Here is a 22,843-nt window from a genome sequence, read left to right on the forward strand (position 1 = left end):
CTTTAAAGCAAAGTAAAAAATAAAAAAAAGGATGTTTACACTAATTCCCTGTGTTAAACATCCTTTCCCATAATCAATCGGCTTTCGATATCTCTCCGAAGCCTAATCCAAATACATCCCGAACATCATGGATCGCAATAAACGCATGAGAATCAGCTTCTTTTACAATTTTCTTCAGCTTCACAATCTCCTGACTGCTGATAACGATATACAAAATGTCCTTCTGAGCTTTAGTATAGTAGCCGCTACCGGAAAAAACAGTTACACCTCTATTCATCTCGTCATTCACTTGCTGCGCAATTTTATCCGGCTCAGATGAAATAATTGTTACTGCCTTTTTCGTATTAATGCCCTCAATCACAAATTCCATTACTTTTGTTGCAATATACAGCATCATAATCGTCAACATGAGCTTTTCGGCACCAATAATAAAATAAGACGAAAACGCAACAATCAAATCAAAAAATAACAGCCCATAGCCTAAATTCCAGCCAAGATATTTTTGAGTAATCCGTGCTAAGATGGTGGAACCAGCTGTTGTTCCACCTACCCGAATGATTAATCCAATCCCAACACCGATAATGACAGCTCCAAAAATAGTGGATACGACTATTTCATTTGAATCGATCCTCCAGCCCTCTGTTAAGTGAAGAAACAGGGAGTTAAATATCACTGCAATTATTGTGTAGATCGTTGTCATTTTACTCAAAAATTTATATCCAACAATAAGCAGGATTGAATTTAGAATAAAGTTAACGAGGCCAGGGGACCATTCCCAAAGGTAGTAAGTGATAATGGTAATCCCTGTTACCCCGCCCTCACCAAGCTGATTCGGGATAATAAAAACATTGACCCCTACGGCAAACAGGAATGCTCCTATTAATATATAGATAATATCTATTACTCTTTTTTTCATCGCGTTCCATCCTTATATGTGTAGAATCATCATATTATACTTTCATCTATAGATACTTTTCAACATGTTTTATAGAAAAGCAATGCCTGACCCTAAGTGAATACCTTGGATCAGGCACTATTTAATGTGAGAATTTGTTTTTTGCATGTATATAAGTCACTGCTAGAGCAAGCACTAAAACGGAACCTTTCACAATATCAAAAGCATAATATGGAAGATTCAAAATCGTAAGTCCATTCAGCAATATTCCAATAACAGCTGCCCCGAAAAAAGTTCCAATGGCATTTGGCTTGCCCGCACCTAGAACAGAATAGCCTACAAATACAGCAGCCACTGCTTCCATAAGAAGCGGCGCTCCTGCATCGATTTGCCCGGACCCTACCCGTGCTGTAAATAAAATTCCGGCGATGGATGCAAAAATTCCGGAAACAACATACGATGCAAACTTTACTTTTTTCACGTTTACACCGGATAAAGTAGCTGCTTCTGCATTACCTCCCGTCATATATAAAATTCGTCCCCAGCGCGTATGATTTAACACTAGATAAGTAACTAACACAAGTAATAGCATGATCCAGACAGGTACAGGAAGTCCAAGCAATTTCCCCTGTCCAATCCAAAGAAATGCACTGGATAATTCCCCTATTGCCGTTCCCCCTGAAGTAAGCGGCATATGATTGTAAATCGAATATCCTTCTGTATATGTCCGGTGTAATCCTGCAACGATATACATGGAGCTTAACGTTGCCAATAAATCTGGAATGCCAATCACAACGATCAAAATAGTATTGAAAACCCCGACAAGAATGCCCACAAGGATTGGTAAAATAAGTACTAGCCAGAGCGGCATATCATACCAAACCATTAAAGATGCAGTAAATACAGTTGATAATGACATCGTAGATCCGACAGATAGGTCAAAACCATTCACAACTAATGTGAATGTTACACCGAGTGCCAGTACGGTTACAATCGAGATGGAGCGCAGAATGTCAGCGAAATTATCATAAGTGAAAAAAGCGTCGCTAATCATACTAAAGTAAACAATAATAAAAATCATCAGGGCAATTGCTCCGTATTTAAATAGAAACTGAATGCTTTTCTCTTTCATGCTGCTCTTCCTTTCCGCCGCTTGCATACAGCAAAATCTTTTCTTGTGTAGCTTCATCCCGTGAAAACTCCTTCACGATCTGACCGTCATACATAACTAGAATCCGGTCTGAGATACCGAGTATTTCATGAATTTCACTAGAAAAATAGATTACACCTTTTTGCTTCTCGGAGACTTGCCGAATCAATTTAAAAATATCAACCTTTGCTCCAATATCAACACCTTTAGTAGGCTCATCAAACAAATATATGCTAGAGTCCAGCGAAGTCCATTTTCCAATTGCCACCTTCTGCTGGTTTCCTCCGCTCAAATGAACGAGCGGTGTCTCCGTACCATCTGTTTTAATTTGCAGGCTTGCAATAATTTCATCAGTAAAAGCCTTCTCTGCAGGCCTATTCATAAAAAATCCGCGCGTAAACCTTCGTAAATTAGGAAATGTCGCATTAATTCTCAATGACTCATGAACAAAGAGACCTTCTTTTCTCCGTTCTTCCGGAACAAGGACTATTCCAGCTTTTATAGCATGGGCTGGATGAAGAATCTTTGCCTCTTTTTTATTGAGCACAATTTTTCCACGCCTAGCAGGTGGTACCCCAAATAGCGTTTTAGCAAGCTCGGTTTTCCCGGCTCCAACTAAACCGACAATCCCAACAATCTCACCTTCCGAAACGGAAAAAGAAATATCCTGTAATTTATAGCCATCAGATAATCCTGATACCTCAAGCAACGGTTCCCCAATATGCTTCTCATGCTTGGTAAACTCATTCGTAAAGGCGGCGCCCAGCATATCTTCTACAACACGATCCTGTGTAGTGAAGGTGGTTTCCACCGTACTAACTGTTTTACCTTCTCTCATAACCGTAATCCGATCACAAATTTCAAAAACCTCTGGGAGACGATGTGAAATAAAGATGCACCCAACTCCCTGATTTTTCAGTTTCTCCATAACAGAAAACAGCCGCTCTGATTCATGAACAGATAACGGGGCAGTTGGCTCATCAAAAATAATAATTTTAGCTGAATGAACTAATGCGCGTGCGATTAAAACAATCTGTTTTTCAGCGAGCGATAGCTCTAAAGCCTGCTTCTGAACAGGTATATGCTCAAATTGAAGCTGTTTTAACACTTCTTTTGCCCTGGCACGAATCCTTTTCTTGGAGATAAAGAGTGCTTTATTGGAGGCAAATGTATCAAGCATAATATTCTCCGCAACAGACAGCTCGGGCACAATCGCTGTATCAACCTCCTGATAAACACAGTATACTCCCTGTTCCTTTGCTGCTTTAGGCGATTTGAATCGCCTCCCTGTGCCTTCTAACAGAATATCACCGCCATCATGCTCATACACTCCAGACAGAATCTTCATGAGCGTACTTTTTCCCGCGCCATTCGCACCAAGCAGGGCATGAATTTCTCCCCTGTTGAGCTGAAAGCAGGCATTCTCTAATGCTGTTACCTTGCCAAATTGTTTTTGTATATCCTGCATTGCAAGCAGTGTTTCCGCCATGAATACTCCCCCTTTCGGCAGAAAAGCCCGATACGAAGATTGGGCTTTTCCTGTTTATAACTACCTATTATTTAAGCTGTTCTTCTAATTCCTTCAATGTGTCCGTATAGCCCTGCTCACTTGCACCCCAGCCTTCGATATATTGACTAAGCTCGTTTGTAGTTACTTGTTGATCAGGCAACTTCGATTTGTCTACAAATACCGGGTTCAGCACGATTTTTTGCTCTGGGTTATCGCCATTAATTTTTTGGTACAGATAACGAACCTGGATACGGCCAATATCCTTAGGATCAACCGCAGCTGATGCAACCCATGGGCTGTTTTCCTTTTGAATCATTTGCAGATCTTCATCACTCATATCAATGCTATATACTTTAATATCTGTTCTTCCTGCTTGCTCAATTGCGCGAACCGCACCTTTAGCAAACTCATCCCATGCCGCCCAAACAGCAGTGATCTGACCTTCCTTCGGATATTGCTTCAAGATCGCTTCCATTTGTGCTTGTGTATCTAAAGCTGTGTTAGCTGTAGCTGCTCCAAATGCTGCAATTTCTTTAATTCCCGGATTGTTTTTTAAGAATGCATCATACGCTACTTGTCTTCTCTCCATTGGTGCAAAGCCTGCAACCCAGATTTTAACGATATTCGCTTGGCTATTTGCATCTTCACCTAATTTATTCAATGTCATTTCAGCCATTTTTTCGTCGCCTTGCTCTAATACTGGTACACCTTTCACATCAATGCCTGCATCAAAGGCAATAACAGGAATTCCTTTTTCAACTGCTTTTTCTACTCCGCTATTTAATGCCTCTTTCGTACCGTGGTCGATTAGAATTCCATCAAAGCCTTGGTTAATCGCTGCATCTAAGTTAGACGCCATTTTAGCTAGATCTCCTTCAGAAGTAAACACATTAACCGTTCCGCCGAATTTTTCGACTTGCTCCTTCACACCTTCAATATACTGAGCTGAAAACGTTCCTAAATTTTGCTGCATCACTAATGCAATTTTTTTATTTGCCAATGGGTTATCGGATTTTTCCGCATTTTTAGTTGTCTCTGATTCCTTTTGCTCTGTTCCCGCTGTATTGCTTTTTGGCTGGCATCCTGTTAAAAATGCCGATATGAGTAATATCGCTAAAAGTAATGTTGATAAATGTTTTCTCATTGTTTTTCTCCTTCTTTCACTGGCTCGCCTAATAGGTTTTTAATATTTTCATTGAAGTTTGGATAGATAATTCCTTTTTCCGTGATGATGGCTGTAATGTAATCTGACGGAGTGACATCAAACGCTGGGTTAAAGACATTTGTATTGTTAGGTGCCACCGGGATACCGCTAATATGTGTAATCTCCTCCGCTTTTCTCTCTTCAATTGGAATCTCTTTCCCGCTTGAAATAGACAAGTCAAATGTGGATGCAGGAGCCGCTACATAAAATGGAATATTGAAATTTTTAGCTAAAATCGCTAATCCTAGTGTACCGATTTTATTCGCAGTATCTCCATTTGCTGCGATACGGTCAGCTCCGACAATAATAGCTTGGATGCCCTTTGAGTGGATGGTATGTGCTGCCATGCTATCCGTAATTAATGTGACATCAACGCCGGATTGCTGCAGCTCCCACACAGTCAGCCTTGCTCCTTGAAAAACAGGCCGTGTCTCACAGGCAAAAACATGAAACTTCTTGTCTCGTTCAATTCCTAGGTGGAATGGAGCTAACGCCGTCCCATATTTAGCCGTTGCAATGGAGCCTGCATTGCAGATCGTCATTACATTTGTAACATTATTTAGCAGAGACAAGGCATGCTCTCCAATTTGCCTGCAAGTCTCTTCATCTTCCACATGAATTTTGATTGCTTCTTCAAGAATGATTGTTTTCGCTTCGTTGACACTCTTAGCCTCATCAGCAACCGAAACAATTCTTTCGAGAGCCCAGAATAAATTGACTGCAGTCGGCCGTGATCCAGCTAAATAACGAAAATCCCCATCTAAAAGCTGACGAAATTCATTTATTACATCTGTTGCATATTTTTGTGCCGCAATCGCAAGTCCATAGGCAGCTGTAATGCCAATTGCCGGCGCTCCGCGTACCTTTAATGTAACGATTGCATCGAAAACATCTTCAATTGTCTCTAGTTTCAGATATTCAATATGGTGAGGCAGCTTCTGCTGATTAAGAATCGTTAACTGCCCGTCTTTCCATTGGATTGATGTTGGAACCTTCATGCTGTCTTCTCTCCTAGTAAAGCTATTGCTTGTTTAATAGATTTTAAGTTATGGCGATGTAAGATTAATTTTTTCCCTAATGCCAATGCCTGCCTTTTTGCAGAAATTCGCTTATCCTGATCGGCAATGCCGTCTAAATCCTTTACATGAGCAAGTCCAATCGTTCTTCTGATCAGTTCACAGCCTGCAAACCCGATAGTATCTGAGAAAATTTTCTCAAGAATATATTCTTTATATCCTTCTGTTCTTGTGTACACTTCGAGGTTCGACTGTTCCCATAATTCCGAAAATATCGAATAGAAAATAGTCCAAGTATTCTCGATATGATCAAAAATAACGGAGCGATCTGCCTCTTCTCTCGAAATGACATGAAGGAATAAGTTTCCGATAAATAGTCCGACATCGAATCCAATAGGGCCATAAAAGGCGAATTCAGGATCAATGACTTTCGTTTCTGTGCTGCTCGCAAAAATACTGCCTGTATGCAAATCCCCATGTAATAATGCTTCCGCTTCTGTTAGAAAGCTCTTTTTTAGCTTAGCTGCTTCAAGCTTAAGGGCCTGATCATTCCAAATTGCCTCAACATCCGAACGAAGCTCTTGTTCAAAATCATTCGTGTCATGATCAAAAAATGGATCAGTAAAAATAAGATCCTCGGTAATTTTACAAAGCTCTGGATTTGAAAACTCAACTACTAAGCGTTTTTTCTCAAATGGGTGTAGGGCGAAATCTGATGTTGAAAAAAGCGTACGTGCCAAATATTCTCCAATATCGCTCGATAACCTTGGATACGACTCCCCATTAATAAGTCCTGTTCGAGCAATTGTTAAATGCGATAAATCCTCCATCATAGTAATGGCAAGATCTTCGTCTGCGTGATATACCTCTGGAACAAGCTGCGGAACAAACTCTCCATGCTTTTTCAGTGCGTTCGTTTCAATCGTGGAGCGTTTTAATGTCAGCGGCCAGCTTTCCCCAACTACTTTCGCGTAAGGCAACGCCTGTTTAATGATTAGGCCTTTTTGATTGATGGAATCTGTTATATGGAATACGTAGTTTAAGTTGCCATCACCAATTTCGCAGCAGTCCAATACTGAATTTTCAGGAAAAAGATTGAGTTCTTGAGCCAGCTTAACAGCCGTTTCCACCGTTAGCGCCTCATACTGTTTCTTTTGTAAAATTGCCATCGTTTTTCACCCTATCTATGAAAATAATAAAAGCCTCTTTCATCACGAAAGAGGCTTAAGAATACAAATCTTCTGCCTCTCATCTCTCGGAAATTTTCCTTTCCGTTGGAATTAGCACCGTGCCTTGCGGGAAAATCCCGGCGCTTATAGCGCCCCGTTTCACAACGGTATTACGGTCGGTTGCTGGGCTTCATCGGGCCAAATCCCTCTGCCTGCTCATGATAAGAGTATTTAAAATATTCACGTTTGTTTGCTTGAGTTGAATCTTAGCACCCGTTTTTAAAAGTGTCAACTATTTTTTTTATTTCTCTTTAGTATTCAAAGCTCGCGAATTGTTGTGACTTTTTCTCTTAATTAGAGATTGGTAGCTTAAATAACGGACAATCTAACACTTGTATACGATTGAGTTGGCCTTCATCCGCTTTATTACGGTCAACTCGATCGCTATTTACTCTTGACTTGGCCTTCACCTGGCTTATGACGGACAACTCGATCGGTAATTACTCTTGACTTGGTCTTCATCCGCCTTATGACGGTCAACTCGATCGCTATTTACTCTTGACTTGGTCTTCATCCGCCTTATGACGGTCAACTCGATCGCTATTTACTCTTGACTTGGTCTTCATCCGCCTTATGACAGCCAACTCAACCCTTTATTACTCTTGACTTGGCCTTCATTAACCTAATAACCGCGATTTTGAGCAAATCAACATCACAACTATCTAAAGTGGGAAAAATAACCCCCACCTTTTCACAATATTTTTCATCCAACGCTATTGACAGAATTTTTTTACGGTGCAATAATAAGTCTCAGTTAGTTTTGAATTGTAAATGAATTGAATATATTTTTTCTTATTAAGAGCAGGTGGAGGGACGAGCCCTATGAAACCCGGCAACCGATCAAATTATTGACACGGTGCTAATTCTTGCAGCAGTCATGCTGAGAAATAAGAAGATGTTTGCCTATTAACCTCTTCTTATTTGAAGAGGTTTTTTTATTATACTAAGGAGGAGGATGATTCGATTATGAGTGAAATCATCGCTACCTATCAGCTATTTGGCAAGCCGGGATCCTTTGAAAAAAAAGCAGAAGGAATTGCACTCGGCTTAACGATTGGATCTTGGACTGACTTACCGCTGCTTGAACAGGAGCAGCTTAAAAAACATAAAGGGCGTGTTATCTCCGTAGAGGAATTTACAAATACACGTCATCCCCTTAAAGAAAATGACATATTAGCGCATCTTAAAATTGCCTATCCGAGCGCTAACTTTTCTCCTGATTTACCGGCTATTATAACAACCGTTTTCGGCAAACTTTCCTTAGATGGAGAGGTGAAGCTTCTCGATTTAGAATTTAGCTCAGAACTACAGCGAAACTTTCCTGGTCCGAAATTCGGTATTGAAGGAATCCGAAAAATCTTAAATGTGCATAACCGACCGCTGACTATGAGTATTTTTAAAGGCGTAATCGGCAGAGATATAAACTATTTAACCGACCAGCTTAGAGAGCAAGCGCTTGGTGGAGTGGATCTTGTAAAGGATGATGAAATCCTGTTTGAAAATCCATTAACTCCATTCGAGCAGCGGATTGTAAAAAGCAAAGAAGTATTACAGCAGGTGTATGAGGAAACCGGACATCGCACACTTTATGCTGTCAACCTGACAGGACGGACTTCTGAGTTAAAGGACAAAGCAAGAAGAGCGCGCGAATTAGGTGCGGATGCCCTTTTATTCAATGTTCACACATATGGACTTGATGTCCTTCAGGAGCTTGCAGAAGATCAGGACATTGGGCTGCCACTCATGGCACACCCTGCTTTTAGCGGAGCTTTTACCTCCTCTAACTTTTACGGAGTCGCAAGTCCTCTCCTTCTTGGCAAGCTGACTCGCTATGCTGGCGCTGACCTTTCTTTATTCCCTTCTCCATATGGCAGTGTGGCTCTTGAGAAGAGTGCTGCTCTGGGAATTGGCGAAAAGCTTACCGAAGTCGCTGCAGTTAAACGCGCCTTTCCGGTACCTTCTGCCGGCATTCATCCTGGCCTTGTTCCGCTGCTTATGGAGGATTTTGGTACAGATTGTGTCATTAACGCAGGTGGCGGAGTTCACGGCCATCCGCACGGGGCAGCAGGCGGCGGAAAAGCATTTAGGCAGGCAGTTGACGCTGTTCTTGCAGGGAAAAGCTTAATAGAAGCCGCTTCCGAACATGAAGAATTGAGAATCGCCCTTGAATTATGGGGAGGTGCAAAATGAGCAATCCAATTATTTTTTGTGATTTCGACGGCACGATTACGAATAAGGATAACATCATTAACATTATGAAAGAATTTGCCCCGCCTGAATGGGTTGGGATTAAGGATGACATTTTAGCTCAAAAGGTATCGATTCAAGAGGGGGTCGGCAAGATGTTTTCGCTGCTCCCTTCATCGAAAAAAGAAGAAATCATTTCTTTTGTACAGAAGGATGCAGTCATCAGAGAAGGTTTTGCCCAGTTCGTTCAGTTTACAAGAGAAGCAAATATTCCGCTGTATATCGTGAGCGGCGGCATAGATTTCTTCGTACACCCTGTACTGGAACCATTTGGTCCGTTTGAAAAAGTTTATTGCAATGAAGCAGATTTTTCAGGCGAGAACATCCAGATTGTATTCCCTCATGAGTGTGACGATGATTGTACGAACAAAGGATGCGGCTGCTGCAAGCCGTCTATTATCCGTACGATTGCTTCTGAGGAACATAGTAGTATTGTGATTGGCGACTCGATTACAGATCTTGAAGCTGCTAAGCTTGCAGACGTTGTCATTGCAAGGGATTTCCTCATTGAAAAATGCAAGGAACTGAACATCCCTTTTGAGCCCTTCGAACGTTTTCAAGACTGTATCCGAATAATCCAATCACGAATGGATGTGAAAGTATGAGTACACTCGTTTCTAAATGGAATGAACTAGCTGAGATTAAGGATGAATTGGCTGCGAGAGACTGGTTTATGGGAACGAGCGGAAATCTTGCCATTAAGGTAAAGAACGATCCACTCCAATTTCTTGTCACAGCGAGTGGAAAAGATAAAAGAAAACGAACTTTAGAGGATTTCCTCCTTGTCGACAAGGATGGCAAAGCGGTTGAAGAAACACATCTGAAGCCATCTGCTGAAACTCTGCTCCATTGTGCGGTTTTTCAAAATACTGGGGCAGGCTGCAGCCTTCATGTCCATACAGTAGCAAACAACGTGATCTCGGAGCTATATGGTGAAGAAGGAAAAGTACGCTTTCAGTATCAGGAATTAATTAAAGCGTTTGATGTTTGGGAAGAAGATGCTGTCCTGACGATTCCTATTATCCATAACCATGCACATATACCTGCTCTAGCAGAAGAATTTCAAGAGCATATTCATGCTAATAAAGGAGCTGTCCTGATCCGGAACCATGGCATCACCGTATGGGGCAGAGATGGCTTTGAAGCTAAGAAACTATTAGAAGCATGTGAGTTTTTATTTCAATACGAGCTAGCATTAATTAATGCCAAATCAAATTTTAAATAAGAGAGGGAGATTCCTATGGCAACAATTACTATCCAAGGTACAAATGAAGTTATTGAAGAGCAAAGCGAAGTTGCAGCATTTTTAGAAAAGCAAGAAGTTATTTATGAGCAATGGGATATTAATAAGCTGCCAGAAAACCTTCGTGAAAAATTCAATTTAAGCGCTGAAGAAAAAGAGGGAATTTTAAAGTCATTTAAGGCAGAAATTGATGATATTTCTGCACGCCGAGGCTACAAAACAGCTGACGTTATTTCTTTATCTGATACGACGCCTAATTTGGATGAGCTTTTGAAAAATTTCCAAAGAGAGCATCATCATACGGATGACGAAGTGCGCTTTATTGCAAGCGGCCATGGCGTTTTCGTTATCCAAGGTAAGGATGAGCGCTTCTTTGAAGTTCATTTAAATCCCGGCGATCTAATCTCTGTTCCAGAATATATCCGTCATTATTTCACTCTTGCCGATGATAGAAAAGTAGTAGCTGTCCGTATTTTCGTAACAGAAGAAGGCTGGGTGCCAGTTTACGAGAAGGAAAGTGTAGAAGGTTAATGGAACAAATGCGAAAGCGCCTAGGTCACCCCTGACAAGCACAAGACGAGCCTCTCGGAAAGGTGTTCTTTGCCTTTCTGGGAGGATTGGCTTGTGACCTCGAGGTCGACAAAACGCGACGTCCTGTCGCAATGTCGACACTAGTACATCCTGTACGTCGGGGGTAGGCGCTGGAGCTGAACGTTGACAAAAATATTCACAAAGTTATACACAGCATGCGAATTTATAATTTCCTATAATAGTAAAAAAGATGTCTATGTAGCGATTTCTCGTTCTTAGACATCTTTTTTACTATTATCGCTGCTTATTTACTTTCTAGTGGTAACCATTTTTATTATTATCAAAGCAATTAAGGCACCAATGGAATCAATTCCTACATCCACAATAGAGCCTGTCCGGTCAGGGATAAAAGTCTGGTGAAATTCATCTGTTGCAGCATAAGCAGTTGTATACATCCATGCAAACAAGACTCGGCGTCTCTCTAGGCCGTTGTAAAAGCATACGGCGAGTAACCCAAAAGCGGACAGATGGACTAGCTTTCTTAATATCACATTAATCATTCTTGCTTGTTCTTCAGATAGATGAAAAATATCCACAATGATTGATAACGTATTTCCTCCCGTTGAGGCAGGTGATGCTGTCGTTATAAAAATGGCAATGCAATATGCAATAGCAGCGGTTAGCCAAATATGTTTTTTCTTCATGATTAATTCCTTCAGATGTTTTTTCTATTATTATAGACCTGAACAGATCCGATTTTCTATAGTGTTAATTTCCTTAAATAAATCAACTAATTCCCGCTTTACTCCTCAAATCCTTAAACACATGTATCGCTTTAAAGAAACCTTCATCATAGGTTCCACTTTCCTGTATGGACCAGCATGTAGAGAGAACTGCATGAGCGAACCCATATAATAGAACCTTATTTCTATCTAAGTTCAATTCTTTAACAAAAATATCTATTCGCGTCTCCATTACATTAGTAATTTGATCATCCGGCAGTTTATTTAGTAAAAATTGAATCACATCATATTCTCTGTCACCGATTAATCCCTTTGGATCAATGGCCAGCCAAGAATCGATGCCAGTCCTTAAAATATTATAATGATGTAAATCGCCATGCAGAAGAAAAGGCTGACCTTGATTTTCAATCAAATCCTTAAAGACTCTAGTTGCTTCCTGCAGCATTTCTTTTGTAATGGATCCACGTCCTTCAGGATGATCAGCATTAATTTTGTTTAAGCTTTTTTCTCTTTCTTCACAATGCGGAATATGAACAGACTTTTGCACCGGTTTCCATAGTTTTTTCATGATTTGAGCAGCAATAAAGGCAGCCTCTTTATGATCTTCGAGTGAAGCGAGAGTTGTTCCAGGCTTTAACCGTTCAAGAATGAGGACTCCTTTCGCCCGATCTGCTTCTATAATTCTTACCATGCCATCCCCGTTAAATAGGGTAAGGGCCTCTATTTCATATAGGAATTCATCATTCGGAACCGTTAGCTTGATGACTACTTACACCCCATCTTTTCGAATAGCTGGTGCCACAAAATTATAGGACAGATCGAACGGCGGCTTAATTTCCAATTGCCACCGCTCCTCACATTCGTGAATAAGCTGTTGAAAATCTTCTAGCCATTTTTCCCCTTTTTCCTTATGCACCTCTCTGATAGTTTTCATAAATGCAGTTGGTAAGCTAAGCATTATATATCTCCACGTCCTTTACCATTGTCAAAAAAACAGTAGATCCATTACTAAATTCCATTTTCTTCTTAAACCCAAGTTTTTCATATAGGCGTATAGCCCGTTCATTAAATTTTGCTACAGTTAAGCGCAGAGGAACTGATTTATCTGCAGCTTGAACATGATTTATGATAAAGGAGAAAAATGAAGATCCTAAACCTTGCCCTGTTAATTCTGGCCTCATTCCAAGACCAATATCTATATATTTCTCAGAATAAGCACCGTAGTGTGTTCCAGCAGGTACTTGCGCTGAATTTCCGATACAAAAGAAACCAATTAATTGATTTCTTTCATCAACGACAACCGAATACGAGTTTCCTAGTAATTCCTCAATTGATTCCTCGCTTTCTTCATTATTATAAAAATCATATGGAGCATTATATTTCCAGTTTAGTATTTGTATCGCATCATTTTTACTGATTTTTTGAATTGATAACTGCATAAGATCCCTCTTTTTTAATAGTTAAAATTTAAGTTTTAGAGCAAACACTTATGAATATTTTATGTTACTTTTTGGAATTAAGAAAGTGTGGAGTAAATTGTTAAAGGATTGGAATGTAAAATATTTCGATTTCATATCAATAAACAGAGATGCTTTTCGATCATTCATCCTGGTTAGAGGAGGAGCAGCATGTTTCAATATCTATTATTAATTAGCAATGCTTTAGAATGGAATATTCCTATATTAATGACTTCTATTTTTATCCTCATTTCATATATATTGCTCGTAAAACAAACAACTGAACTAACAATTATGCATAAACAGCCGCTTCTCTTTCTGCTCAGCCTAGCCTTACTTGTCTTAATAGTCGGCAGCCCCCTAGCAGCCATTGCCCATCTTTCATTCAGTTTGCATATGATCCAAATGAGCATTCTGTTTTTTATTATTCCTCCACTGTTATTATTAGGCATTCCAAAGCCCATATATCAGCTGCTGAGTAAGGTTATCCTTATTAGACCTTTCCTGCTTGTAAAGCCCCTAGCTTCACTAATTATTTTTGCTTTTATGTTTTTCGTTTATCATTTACCTTTAGTTTTAAACCTTCTTTCCAATCACCTAGGCATCCATCGTATGTATTTCTTATTACTATTTATATTAGCATTTCGAATGTGGTGGCCTATAATTTCACCTTTTCAAAAACAGACAATTTATAGCGAACCCAAAAAACGTTTTGCCTTCCTAAGCGGGCTCCTTCTCTTGCCTGCCTGTTCTGTTTTCATCTTAAATGCCTTAATGGATGGCACGAATAATCCATTTCTAGCTCAATTTATGACTGAACTTTGTTTACCTTCACATTCTAGTTCCCATACTCTTTTTCCACCGTTATTTAATCCAAGGCTGGATCAGCTGATGGCGGGTATACTCATGCTTGGCATCCACAAATTCTCATTAAATGTCGCATTACATTTGGGTGAAAGGAGTTAGAACCAGTTCCTCACTAATGCTCTACGTTCTAATTGAAAATTGATAGTAATAAAATGAATTAAAGATAGATGAAAGTGGTGGGAGAACGATGATCGAAACCGCACATATTGAAGTAAAGGGCATGCATTGCGCTGCCTGTACAACTCGAATTGAAAAATCCGTTTCAAAAATAGATGGTGTGACAGACATAATGGTCAATTTAACAACAGAAAAAGGTCGCGTTTCGTATGAAAAGAATCGGACAAGCGTTTCTGAAATTATTCAAAGGATTAATAAAATCGGATTCGAAGCGAAGGAAATTAGCAAAAACAACTTATCTGATAGAAATAAGTATAAGGAGATTCGGCGGCTTCAATGGAAATTTATCTTATCAGCCTTGCTTACACTTCCAATGGCATGGGCGATGTTTGCCCATTTCCACTGGGCTTCCTTCGTTCGTGTACCGGAACTGTTTGTGCATCCCCTTTTTCAGTTCGCACTTACGATTCCCATTCAATTCTTCATCGGAGCAGAGTTTTATGACAGAGCATGGAAGGCGATAAGAAATAGAAGCGCCAATATGGATGTATTAGTCGTTTTAAGTACGTCCGCGGCCTTTTTTTACAGCCATTATCTGACCTTTACGACAGTCAAAACTTATAATCCCGCTCAGCCTGTTGATTTGTTCTACGAAACGAGCGCTTTTATTATTACGTTTATTCTCTTAGGAAAACTGCTTGAAGCAAAAACAAAATTACGAACATCAGAGGCAATCAAAAAACTATATCAATTACAAATGAAAACCGCCACCTTATATGTGAATGGGAAAGAATCAAATATACAGGTTGAGGAAATTGTCCCTGGAGATATCATTGTTTTAAAGCCTGGCGAGAAAGTGCCCATTGATGGACAAGTAATCGACGGTCACTCCGTTATGGATGAATCCCTTTTAACTGGAGAAAGCATACCCGTGGAGAAGAGCATCGGACATGAAGTATATGCGGGAACGATCAATCAGAATGGCTTACTGAAAATACGAGCAACAAAAAGAATTTCAGAAACAGCCTTGTCACAAATAATTCGGATTGTTGAGGAAGCACAAGCATCTAAAGCCCCCATTCAATATATCGCTGATCATATTACTGCTTTATTTGTTCCTATCGTCGTCGTCATTGCTGCAGTAACCTTTGCCGTATGGTATGCCCTTTTTCAGCCAGGTGATTTAAGAGAAGCATTGGAAAAAACAATCACGGTTCTTATCATTGCCTGTCCTTGTGCGCTTGGACTTGCCACCCCCACTTCTGTTATGGTCGGAAGCGGAAGAGCCGCACAGCTCGGAATTCTTTTTAAAGAAGGAAGGTTCCTTGAATTATTAGGGAAAAATAAAATCATCGTTTTTGATAAAACGGGAACCATTACAAAAGGGGAACCCCAAGTAACCGACATCTATTCTGAACTCTTAAATATTGAGGCTTTTCTAGAAGTGATTGGGGCCGTTGAGAATACTTCCGATCATCCCATTGCCAAGGCAATCGTTCAGAGGGCAATAATAGATATTCCTATTTTCCCAAGCGTTTCTCAAGTTCTGTCCATGCCTGGGTATGGTGTTAAAGCTACAGTAGGAAATCAAAAAATTATTATTGCCAGCCCTGTCTATTATAAAAGGAAAGATATTCTCATTCCATCTAAGGCAGCTGATTTAGTAACAAAGCTTGAACAGGAAGGGAAATCCGTTATGATTGCTTTTATCGATTCCCGCTTTGCTGGAATCATCGCTGTTGCGGATGAAATCAAATCTACATCGGTTGAAGCTGTATCTCGTTTAAAAGGGTTAGGGCTAGAGGTTATCATGCTGACTGGCGACAATCGTAACACAGCTATGGCTGTAGGAAAAAAAGTAGGCATCCATAAATTACGGGCTGAAGTCATGCCTCAACAGAAGGCGGAAATTATCCAATCAATGCAGCAAAAAGGAAATAAGATCATTATGGTTGGTGATGGCATCAATGATGCACCAGCCTTAGCAGTTGCCCATGTCGGTATTGCACTTGGTACCGGATCTGATGTGGCAATTGAATCGGCGGATATGACCATCATGAAAGATGATCTCAATCGGGTTGTTGACGCAATCCTAATAAGCAGAAAGACAATGACCAATATTAAACAGAACTTTCTATGGGCCTTTCTCTATAATATTATGATGATTCCTCTCGCCATGCTTGGTTACTTAGCTCCTTGGATCGCAGCAGCTGCCATGGCATTTAGCTCTGTCTCTGTTGTGCTGAACTCTCTGCGGTTAAAGAAAATAAAATTGTAGATTTAAAAAGGTACTTGAGATCAAAAAATTATATGGATGCTATAAGAAATGGAATAGTCAGATATTAATTCACAGTATTATAACGTATTAAAAATGAGGCGAACCTAAAGGCCGCCTCATTTAGTTATTTGCTCACTTTTAAATTATATATATTCTGACTAGATTCAATAATATACTCGGGCTTTCGTTCTCCAGTCTTTGCTTTGTGACCCGCAATATGCTCAGGACTCTTCTCCCAATTCTTCCGGTCTTCCCCAGACTTCCAGCTAACAAGAACTAATACTTCCTTATCTCCGCGGCGCACCTTTTGCACAAGAACTTGGACTCCCACAAATCCAGGCTGTTTTTCAATAAGCCCTTCTCTGTCAAAACCCTCCACTACATTATCCGAAAAGCCTTCCTTCACAACAATACGCTTTACTTGATAAAACATATTATAGACCAGCCTTAACGTCTTCTGCCATTTGTTTCATTGATTGTAATCCGCCACCTGATAAGTACCAAGGTCCAGCATTTAAGTAAATGATTTTGCCATTCTTATAGGCATTTGTCTTTTGGACAAGTTCATTTTCAAGGGAATCCTTGACACTTGAATTAGCATTAATTGCTGCATCACGGTCAATGACAAACAGAATTTCTGGATTTGTTTCTGAGATATATTCAAAAGTTACACTTTGCCCGTGTGTTGATACTTCAATATTTTCATCAGCAGCTTTGAATCCAAACACATCATGGATGATGCCAAAGCGTGAGCTTGGTCCATATGCACTAATTTTCCCTTCAGTTCCTAAAATGATTAATGCCTTTTCATCTTTACCCGATGTTTGTTCCTTAATAGAAGCTATTGTTTGATTTACTTCTTCTAGTTCAGCTTTTATTTGTTCTTCCTTGCCAAAGACTTCAGCAATCATTTCCATATTATGTGTAAATGAATCCATATAGTTTGAATAATCAAGACCAACATAAATAGTTGGAGCAATTTCTTTGAATTCATCATATAAATCCGCTTGGCGGCCAGAAATGAAGATGACATCTGGCTTCATTGCATGAATTGCTTCGAAATCTGGTTCCTTTAAGCTTCCTGCATTCGTATATTGAGATCCCGAATATTTGTCTAGATATGGCGGGATCGATGCTTGAGGAACACCAGCAACTTCAATTCCTAATTCATCGAGAGTGTCTAAAATACCAAAATCAAAAACGACTACTTTCTCTGGTGTTTTTTCTAACACAACCTCTTCATCATCAAGCTCGTGCTTAATTTTTATTTTTGAAGATTCTTCGACCTTTTTATCATCTCCGCTATTTGTGTTCTCCTCTTCTTTAGCTGCTTCCTCCGTACCGCATGCAGCAAGCACTAAGAAAACTGTAAAAATCAACGCAAATAATGACCATTTTTTCATCATGTCTACCATTCTCCTTTTCTATGAATTAAAATAAACGCAAATTCTGCAGTTATTAATTTTTTGGATTGGAATATCCATATCATAAATTTCCTTCAGCGAATCTGATTGAATAATTTCATTTGTCGGTCCATCTTTGATCACTTTTCCATCTTTCAGAGCGACGATATGATCTGAATAAACAGATGCAAAGTTAATATCATGAAGAACAATCACAATCGTTTTTCCTAATTCATCAACAAGCTTCCTCAATATTTTCATGATTTGTACAGAATGTTTCATATCTAGATTATTAAGTGGTTCGTCCAGCAAAATATAGTCGGTATCCTGAGCAATGACCATCGCGATAAAAGCCCGCTGACGCTGGCCGCCTGATAACTCATCAAGAAAATCATGCTGCATATTGGTTAAGCCCATATACTCAATCGCCTGATCAACCATCTTTTCATCGTCATTATTTAGTCTCCCCTTCGAGTAAGGAAACCGTCCAAATGATACAAGCTCACGAATGGTCAATCGAACATTCATATAGTTTGATTGTTTTAAGATGGACACACGCTTTGAAAAGTCGCTTGATTTCATTTTCTTTACATGGGAATTATCGATTAATACTTCACCTGTATCGGCCTCAATCAGCCGGCTAACCATTGATAACAATGTTGATTTTCCAGCTCCATTAGGCCCGATAAAGGACGTAATTTTCCCCGGATGAATATCAGCTGTCACGTTTTCAACGACAGATTTTTTCCCATAGAACTTGGTTAGAGCACGGACTTGAATCAATTTGATCGACTCTCCTTTAGCAGTAAATAAATGAAATACACGCCTCCGAAAAAGTTAATGATGACACTAAGCGTTGTAGAGAAAGTAAAAATCCTTTCCACAACCCACTGACCTCCTACTAACGCAATGACACTCATAACCATAGCTCCACTTATAAGAATCGTATGCTTATAAGTTTTGAAAAACTGGTAAGATAAATTGGCGACAATCAGGCCGAAAAATGTAATGGGGCCTACAAGTGCAGTAGCAACGGAAATTAAGATAGCCACTAGGACAAGCATCCTCTTAACAATCTGATCATATGGCACACCAAGATTCATCGCATGATCACGTCCTAGTGAGAGAACATCTAAATAGTTCATGGACCGCCATCCAATCACTAAGACGATTGTAATAATGATAAATGCGATCCAAACTAAATCAGCATTCACATTATTAAAGCTTGCAAACATTCGGTCCTGCACTCTTAGAAATTCATTTGGATCAATAAGTACTTGCAGGAACATCGAAATGCTTGAGAAAAACGTCCCAATAATAATTCCGACCAACAAAAGAAAGTATATCGGCCGTTTGCCGCTTTTAAATAGCAGTTTATAAAGCAATAAAGCAAAAACAATCATAGCTACTACAGATAGAAAGAAATTCAGCTGCCGATTCACAACAAGCAAATGGCCGGATCCTAGGAAAAAAATAACAAATGTCTGACCGAGTAAATATAAGGAATCAAGCCCCATAATGCTTGGCGTTAAAATTCGGTTATGAGCTATCGTTTGAAAAACAACCGTTGCATAAGCAATCGATATTCCGGTTAACACCATCGCAAGCACTTTTATCCCTCTGCGCGGCAGAGCATAATCAAAGCTGCCATTTAATTCGTGAAATAAATAAATTCCACTGAACAAAATTGCGATTACAACAAGAATGATCATTTTAATTGAATTACGCATAAGCCTTCCTCCTAAATAATAAGTAGAGGAAGATACCGCTTCCGATTACTCCAACCATTAAACTAATTGAGATCTCATAAGGGAATATAATAATACGCCCTAATATATCGCATGCAAGTAAAAATGATGAACCAAGTAACGCTGTATGAGGCAGGGTTTTTTGCAAATGGTCTCCTTTAAATATTGAAATTATGTTAGGAATAATAAGTCCTAAAAAAGGAATCATTCCAACTGTAAGCACTACTGTAACTGTTATTAGAGCGACAAGAATAAGTCCAAGATTTACAACACGTTTATAGGATAATCCCAAGTTTTTTGAAAAGTCCTCCCCTATACCTGCTACTGTAAATCGATTTGCAAATACATAGGCTATGACCAACAAGGGAATCGTTATGTAAAGAAGCTCATATCGCCCCTTCATAACCATGGAGAAATCACCCTGGAGCCATGCTGACATATTTTGAATGATATCTGCCCGATAAGCAAAGAACGTTGTTACTGAAGACAAAATGTTACCAAACATCAAACCGACTAAAGGAATAAAAATAGCATCCTTTAACTTAATCCGATCAAGTATTTGCATGAACAATAATGTGCCTACAAGTGCAAAAACAAAAGCAACAGCCATCTTTTCAAGAATTGATGCATTTGTAAACAACAGCATAGAGACAAGAATACCAAGCCGGGTAGCATCAAGTGTACCTGCAGTTGTCGGGGAAACGAATTTATTTCTGCTTAGCTGCTGCATTATTAAGCCAGCAATGCTCATCCCTGCCCCTGCAAACAAAATGGCAACAAGTCTAGGCAACCTGCTTATTAAGAAAATTTGTGTTTTTTCCGAATGCAGAATTAATAAATCCTTTGGTGTAATATCGCTAACTCCAACAAATAAAGATAGCAGTGAAAGTATTATAAGTAGGACAATCAAGTATCTTTTTTTCATAACTTTAAAATACCTCTGCGCAAAGTTTTTGATATTGAAAATCATTATCAATTGAGCTCACGATTCTTATTATAGCAAGTAGGAAATCATTGTCAATGGATAATTGAAAATAATTATCATTAGCAACTAGACCTTCTATACCTCTGACCAGATGGTAAAAAAAATAAACACTCCGATTTCGAAGTGTTTTTATTATAAAATATGAAAAATCTCATCTTAGCCTAATTCAATATTTTTATTAATAGTCTTGTTTAATTAGAGACTTTCTTAAAAAACAAAAAACCGCTTTTCCACAATATGTAGAAATAGCGGTTTTGCTGTATAATATCATGATAGTACATTTAAGTTTGAAAAACAGTGATAACAGCTAGGAGGCTGTCACTCATAACGATAAAATAAATGGCTCCGCAGGTAGGATTCGAACCTACGACCGTTCGGTTAACAGCCGAATGCTCTACCACTGAGCTACTGCGGAATAATATGGTGGGCCTAAATGGACTCGAACCATCGACCTCACGCTTATCAGGCGTGCGCTCTAACCAGCTGAGCTATAGGCCCATATTTTGGAGCGGGTGAAGGGAATCGAACCCTCATCATCAGCTTGGAAGGCTGAGGTTTTACCACTAAACTACACCCGCATATTTATCAAAATTTATATAGTATTGGAGGCAGCAACCGGATTTGAACCGGTGATAAAGGTTTTGCAGACCTCTGCCTTACCACTTGGCTATGCTGCCTAATTAAAAATGGCTGGGCTAGCTGGATTCGAACCAACGCATGTCGCAGTCAAAGTGCGATGCCTTACCGCTTGGCTATAGCCCAATGGAAAAAAAAATATATATTAATAATATTATTATGGGGCGGCTGATGGGAATCGAACCCACGAATGTCGGAACCACAATCCGATGCGTTAACCACTTCGCCACAACCGCCATAATTAATGGCAGGGGTAGTAGGAATCGAACCCACATCAAAGGTTTTGGAGACCTTCGTTTTACCATTAAACTATACCCCTATAGGAATGGTGGTGGGGGACGGATTCGAACCGCCGAACCCAAAGGGAGCGGATTTACAGTCCGCCGCGTTTAGCCACTTCGCTACCCCACCAGATAAATAGGGTTCTAAAAATTATGGTGGCTCAGGACGGAATCGAACCGCCGACACAAGGATTTTCAGTCCTTTGCTCTACCGACTGAGCTACTGAGCCATAAATGAATATTTCTAGAGTTTATCTTGCTTTATAACTGTGTTCCAAAGTCCTACGGTCTTTGGAACAGATTGCTGCAGTCTGCTAATCAAGGATGTCATGCTTCGTAGTGCAAACTTTCACAATCAGCTACTGCGCCTATATAATAATGGCGGTCCGGACGGGACTCGAACCCGCGACCTCCTGCGTGACAGGCAGGCATTCTAACCAACTGAACTACCGGACCAAAAATATAATTATTATGTATTAAAAACATGGAGGAGGAAAGGGGATTCGAACCCCTGCGCGGTTTGACCCGCCTGTCGGTTTTCAAGACCGATCCCTTCAGCCGGACTTGGGTATTCCTCCAAATAAATATGGTAGCGGCGGAGGGGATCGAACCCCCGACCTTACGGGTATGAACCGTACGCTCTAGCCAGCTGAGCTACACCGCCAAAGTAAGAATTACTAAATATTTATAATGGTGGAGCCTAGCGGGATCGAACCGCTGACCTCCTGCGTGCAAGGCAGGCGCTCTCCCAGCTGAGCTAAGGCCCCAATATAAGTTAAAGTAATCTTTTTGGAGCGGAAGACGGGATTCGAACCCGCGACCCCCACCTTGGCAAGGTGGTGTTCTACCACTGAACTACTTCCGCAAATAAATTATAAAATATGGAGGATGACGGGATCGAACCGCCGACCCTCTGCTTGTAAGGCAGATGCTCTCCCAGCTGAGCTAATCCTCCGTTTTGGTGACCCATACGGGATTCGAACCCGTGTTACCGCCGTGAAAGGGCGGTGTCTTAACCGCTTGACCAATGGGCCTTATTAATCTTAAATAGCCTAGCGACGTCCTACTCTCACAGGGGGAGAGCCCCCAACTACCATCGGCGCTGAAAAGCTTAACTTCCGTGTTCGGGATGGGAACGGGTGTGACCTTTTCGCTATCGCCACTAGACTATTTTAATTGAGAGTTTGTTCCCTCAAAACTAGATAATGCTGAAGAAGTAAATCGAGTAATCTAAATGTGGTTAAGTCCTCGACCGATTAGTATTTGTCAGCTCCACGTGTCGCCACGCTTCCACCTCAAACCT

Annotated in this window: 21 protein-coding genes, 16 tRNA genes, 1 rRNA gene and 2 riboswitches; of the genes, 6 read left to right on the plus strand and 32 right to left on the minus strand. The window is 40.1% G+C overall.

What is annotated here, in order from left to right; translation table 11 throughout:
* Positions 1 to 73: 73 nt before the first annotated feature.
* The 6 genes from H0173_RS04920 to mtnK all read right to left on the minus strand — a co-directional run bounded on the left by H0173_RS04920 (position 74) and on the right by mtnK (position 6,944).
* A complete protein-coding gene (locus H0173_RS04920) occupies positions 74 to 916 on the minus strand; it encodes a YitT family protein (protein WP_221845220.1) in 843 nt (280 codons plus the stop codon).
* Between the two features lie 121 nt (positions 917 to 1,037).
* On the minus strand, positions 1,038 to 2,027 hold the full coding sequence (locus H0173_RS04925; protein WP_221845222.1) for an ABC transporter permease: 990 nt from the start codon (positions 2,025 to 2,027) through the stop codon (positions 1,038 to 1,040).
* On the minus strand, positions 1,996 to 3,534 hold the full coding sequence (locus H0173_RS04930; protein ID WP_221845224.1) for a sugar ABC transporter ATP-binding protein: 1,539 nt from the start codon (positions 3,532 to 3,534) through the stop codon (positions 1,996 to 1,998). The genes H0173_RS04925 and H0173_RS04930 overlap by 32 nt, the downstream gene beginning before the upstream one ends.
* Before the next feature lie 67 nt (positions 3,535 to 3,601).
* Positions 3,602 to 4,699: a sugar ABC transporter substrate-binding protein gene (locus H0173_RS04935; RefSeq protein WP_221845226.1), complete on the minus strand. Its 1,098-nt coding sequence runs from the start codon at positions 4,697 to 4,699 to the stop codon at positions 3,602 to 3,604.
* Complete coding sequence (mtnA, locus tag H0173_RS04940) at positions 4,696 to 5,757, minus strand: S-methyl-5-thioribose-1-phosphate isomerase (protein ID WP_221845228.1); 1,062 nt, start codon at positions 5,755 to 5,757, stop codon at positions 4,696 to 4,698. Before mtnA ends, H0173_RS04935 begins: the two co-directional genes overlap by 4 nt.
* Positions 5,754 to 6,944 carry an S-methyl-5-thioribose kinase gene (gene mtnK, locus H0173_RS04945; protein ID WP_221845230.1) on the minus strand — a complete coding sequence of 397 codons (1,191 nt, stop codon included), beginning with the start codon at positions 6,942 to 6,944 and terminating at the stop codon, positions 5,754 to 5,756. Before mtnK ends, mtnA begins: the two co-directional genes overlap by 4 nt.
* A gap of 76 nt (positions 6,945 to 7,020) precedes the next feature.
* Positions 7,021 to 7,172: riboswitch (SAM riboswitch) on the minus strand.
* A gap of 621 nt (positions 7,173 to 7,793) precedes the next feature.
* Positions 7,794 to 7,898: riboswitch (SAM riboswitch) on the plus strand.
* Positions 7,899 to 7,970: 72 nt separating this feature from the next.
* Here mtnK and mtnW point away from each other — a divergent pair.
* From mtnW to H0173_RS04965, 4 genes are read left to right on the plus strand one after another with little or no spacing between them, the layout of a single operon-like run.
* Entirely contained in the window at positions 7,971 to 9,194 is a 1,224-nt protein-coding gene (gene mtnW / locus H0173_RS04950) for a 2,3-diketo-5-methylthiopentyl-1-phosphate enolase (RefSeq protein WP_221845232.1), read from the plus strand.
* A complete protein-coding gene (locus tag H0173_RS04955; RefSeq protein ID WP_221845234.1) occupies positions 9,191 to 9,856 on the plus strand; it encodes a 2-hydroxy-3-keto-5-methylthiopentenyl-1-phosphate phosphatase in 666 nt (221 codons plus the stop codon). The genes mtnW and H0173_RS04955 overlap by 4 nt, the downstream gene beginning before the upstream one ends.
* Positions 9,853 to 10,476 (plus strand): methylthioribulose 1-phosphate dehydratase, encoded by a 624-nt coding sequence (locus H0173_RS04960; protein ID WP_221845236.1) that lies wholly within the window; start codon positions 9,853 to 9,855, stop codon positions 10,474 to 10,476. The genes H0173_RS04955 and H0173_RS04960 overlap by 4 nt, the downstream gene beginning before the upstream one ends.
* Positions 10,477 to 10,491: 15 nt before the next feature.
* Positions 10,492 to 11,025, plus strand: a complete 534-nt coding sequence (locus H0173_RS04965) for a 1,2-dihydroxy-3-keto-5-methylthiopentene dioxygenase (protein ID WP_221845238.1) — start codon at positions 10,492 to 10,494, stop codon at positions 11,023 to 11,025.
* A gap of 308 nt (positions 11,026 to 11,333) precedes the next feature.
* On the opposite strand, the gene H0173_RS04970 is transcribed toward H0173_RS04965, so the two are convergent.
* The 4 genes from H0173_RS04970 to H0173_RS04985 form a co-directional block, all read right to left on the minus strand.
* A complete protein-coding gene (locus H0173_RS04970; RefSeq protein WP_221845240.1) occupies positions 11,334 to 11,729 on the minus strand; it encodes a VanZ family protein in 396 nt (131 codons plus the stop codon).
* Positions 11,730 to 11,811: 82 nt separating this feature from the next.
* Positions 11,812 to 12,531: an aminoglycoside phosphotransferase family protein gene (locus tag H0173_RS04975; protein WP_313770607.1), complete on the minus strand. Its 720-nt coding sequence runs from the start codon at positions 12,529 to 12,531 to the stop codon at positions 11,812 to 11,814.
* A 6-nt stretch (positions 12,532 to 12,537) separates the two neighbouring features.
* Positions 12,538 to 12,726, minus strand: coding sequence for a hypothetical protein (locus tag H0173_RS04980; protein ID WP_221845244.1), 189 nt, complete (start codon positions 12,724 to 12,726; stop codon positions 12,538 to 12,540).
* On the minus strand, positions 12,719 to 13,207 hold the full coding sequence (locus tag H0173_RS04985) for a GNAT family N-acetyltransferase (RefSeq protein WP_221845246.1): 489 nt from the start codon (positions 13,205 to 13,207) through the stop codon (positions 12,719 to 12,721). Before H0173_RS04985 ends, H0173_RS04980 begins: the two co-directional genes overlap by 8 nt.
* A 189-nt stretch (positions 13,208 to 13,396) precedes the next feature.
* Between H0173_RS04985 and H0173_RS04990 the strand changes: the two genes are divergently transcribed.
* Both H0173_RS04990 and H0173_RS04995 read left to right on the plus strand, forming a co-directional pair.
* Positions 13,397 to 14,191 (plus strand): cytochrome c oxidase assembly protein, encoded by a 795-nt coding sequence (locus tag H0173_RS04990; protein WP_221845249.1) that lies wholly within the window; start codon positions 13,397 to 13,399, stop codon positions 14,189 to 14,191.
* Positions 14,192 to 14,279: 88 nt separating this feature from the next.
* Complete coding sequence (locus tag H0173_RS04995) at positions 14,280 to 16,487, plus strand: heavy metal translocating P-type ATPase (RefSeq protein ID WP_221845251.1); 2,208 nt, start codon at positions 14,280 to 14,282, stop codon at positions 16,485 to 16,487.
* A gap of 124 nt (positions 16,488 to 16,611) precedes the next feature.
* Here H0173_RS04995 and H0173_RS05000 read toward each other — a convergent pair whose 3' ends face one another.
* From H0173_RS05000 to rrf, 22 genes are all read right to left on the minus strand, one after another.
* Positions 16,612 to 16,920 (minus strand): antibiotic biosynthesis monooxygenase, encoded by a 309-nt coding sequence (locus tag H0173_RS05000; RefSeq protein WP_221845253.1) that lies wholly within the window; start codon positions 16,918 to 16,920, stop codon positions 16,612 to 16,614.
* 1 nt (position 16,921) lies between these two features.
* Positions 16,922 to 17,890: a siderophore ABC transporter substrate-binding protein gene (locus H0173_RS05005; protein WP_221845276.1), complete on the minus strand. Its 969-nt coding sequence runs from the start codon at positions 17,888 to 17,890 to the stop codon at positions 16,922 to 16,924.
* A 21-nt stretch (positions 17,891 to 17,911) separates the two neighbouring features.
* Positions 17,912 to 18,673, minus strand: a complete 762-nt coding sequence (locus H0173_RS05010) for an iron ABC transporter ATP-binding protein (RefSeq protein ID WP_221845255.1) — start codon at positions 18,671 to 18,673, stop codon at positions 17,912 to 17,914.
* Positions 18,670 to 19,620, minus strand: a complete 951-nt coding sequence (locus tag H0173_RS05015) for an iron chelate uptake ABC transporter family permease subunit (RefSeq protein ID WP_221845257.1) — start codon at positions 19,618 to 19,620, stop codon at positions 18,670 to 18,672. The genes H0173_RS05010 and H0173_RS05015 overlap by 4 nt, the downstream gene beginning before the upstream one ends.
* Entirely contained in the window at positions 19,613 to 20,563 is a 951-nt protein-coding gene (locus H0173_RS05020; protein ID WP_221845259.1) for an ABC transporter permease, read from the minus strand. The genes H0173_RS05015 and H0173_RS05020 overlap by 8 nt, the downstream gene beginning before the upstream one ends.
* Positions 20,564 to 20,963: 400 nt before the next feature.
* A tRNA-Asn gene (locus H0173_RS05025) sits at positions 20,964 to 21,038 on the minus strand.
* 6 nt (positions 21,039 to 21,044) lie between these two features.
* Positions 21,045 to 21,121, minus strand: a tRNA-Ile gene (locus H0173_RS05030).
* A 6-nt stretch (positions 21,122 to 21,127) separates the two neighbouring features.
* Positions 21,128 to 21,201, minus strand: a tRNA-Gly gene (locus H0173_RS05035).
* 25 nt (positions 21,202 to 21,226) lie between these two features.
* Positions 21,227 to 21,300 (minus strand) — tRNA-Cys (locus H0173_RS05040).
* 10 nt (positions 21,301 to 21,310) lie between these two features.
* Positions 21,311 to 21,385, minus strand: a tRNA-Gln gene (locus H0173_RS05045).
* Positions 21,386 to 21,419: 34 nt separating this feature from the next.
* Positions 21,420 to 21,495: transfer RNA gene (locus tag H0173_RS05050), tRNA-His, on the minus strand.
* Between the two features lie 9 nt (positions 21,496 to 21,504).
* Positions 21,505 to 21,578, minus strand: a tRNA-Trp gene (locus tag H0173_RS05055).
* A gap of 7 nt (positions 21,579 to 21,585) precedes the next feature.
* Positions 21,586 to 21,670, minus strand: a tRNA-Tyr gene (locus tag H0173_RS05060).
* Between the two features lie 24 nt (positions 21,671 to 21,694).
* Positions 21,695 to 21,770: transfer RNA gene (locus tag H0173_RS05065), tRNA-Phe, on the minus strand.
* A 149-nt stretch (positions 21,771 to 21,919) separates the two neighbouring features.
* Positions 21,920 to 21,996: transfer RNA gene (locus tag H0173_RS05070), tRNA-Asp, on the minus strand.
* A gap of 29 nt (positions 21,997 to 22,025) precedes the next feature.
* Positions 22,026 to 22,118, minus strand: a tRNA-Ser gene (locus H0173_RS05075).
* 9 nt (positions 22,119 to 22,127) lie between these two features.
* Positions 22,128 to 22,204 (minus strand) — tRNA-Met (locus tag H0173_RS05080).
* 27 nt (positions 22,205 to 22,231) lie between these two features.
* Positions 22,232 to 22,307, minus strand: a tRNA-Ala gene (locus H0173_RS05085).
* Positions 22,308 to 22,330: 23 nt separating this feature from the next.
* A tRNA-Gly gene (locus H0173_RS05090) sits at positions 22,331 to 22,405 on the minus strand.
* Between the two features lie 17 nt (positions 22,406 to 22,422).
* Positions 22,423 to 22,495 (minus strand) — tRNA-Val (locus tag H0173_RS05095).
* 4 nt (positions 22,496 to 22,499) lie between these two features.
* Positions 22,500 to 22,574 (minus strand) — tRNA-Glu (locus tag H0173_RS05100).
* A gap of 16 nt (positions 22,575 to 22,590) precedes the next feature.
* Positions 22,591 to 22,707, minus strand: a 5S ribosomal RNA gene (gene rrf / locus H0173_RS05105).
* Positions 22,708 to 22,843 lie beyond the last annotated feature (136 nt).

It is taken from the genome of Bacillus sp. S/N-304-OC-R1 (assembly GCF_019749375.1).
GTDB lineage: Bacteria > Bacillota > Bacilli > Bacillales > Cytobacillaceae > Cytobacillus.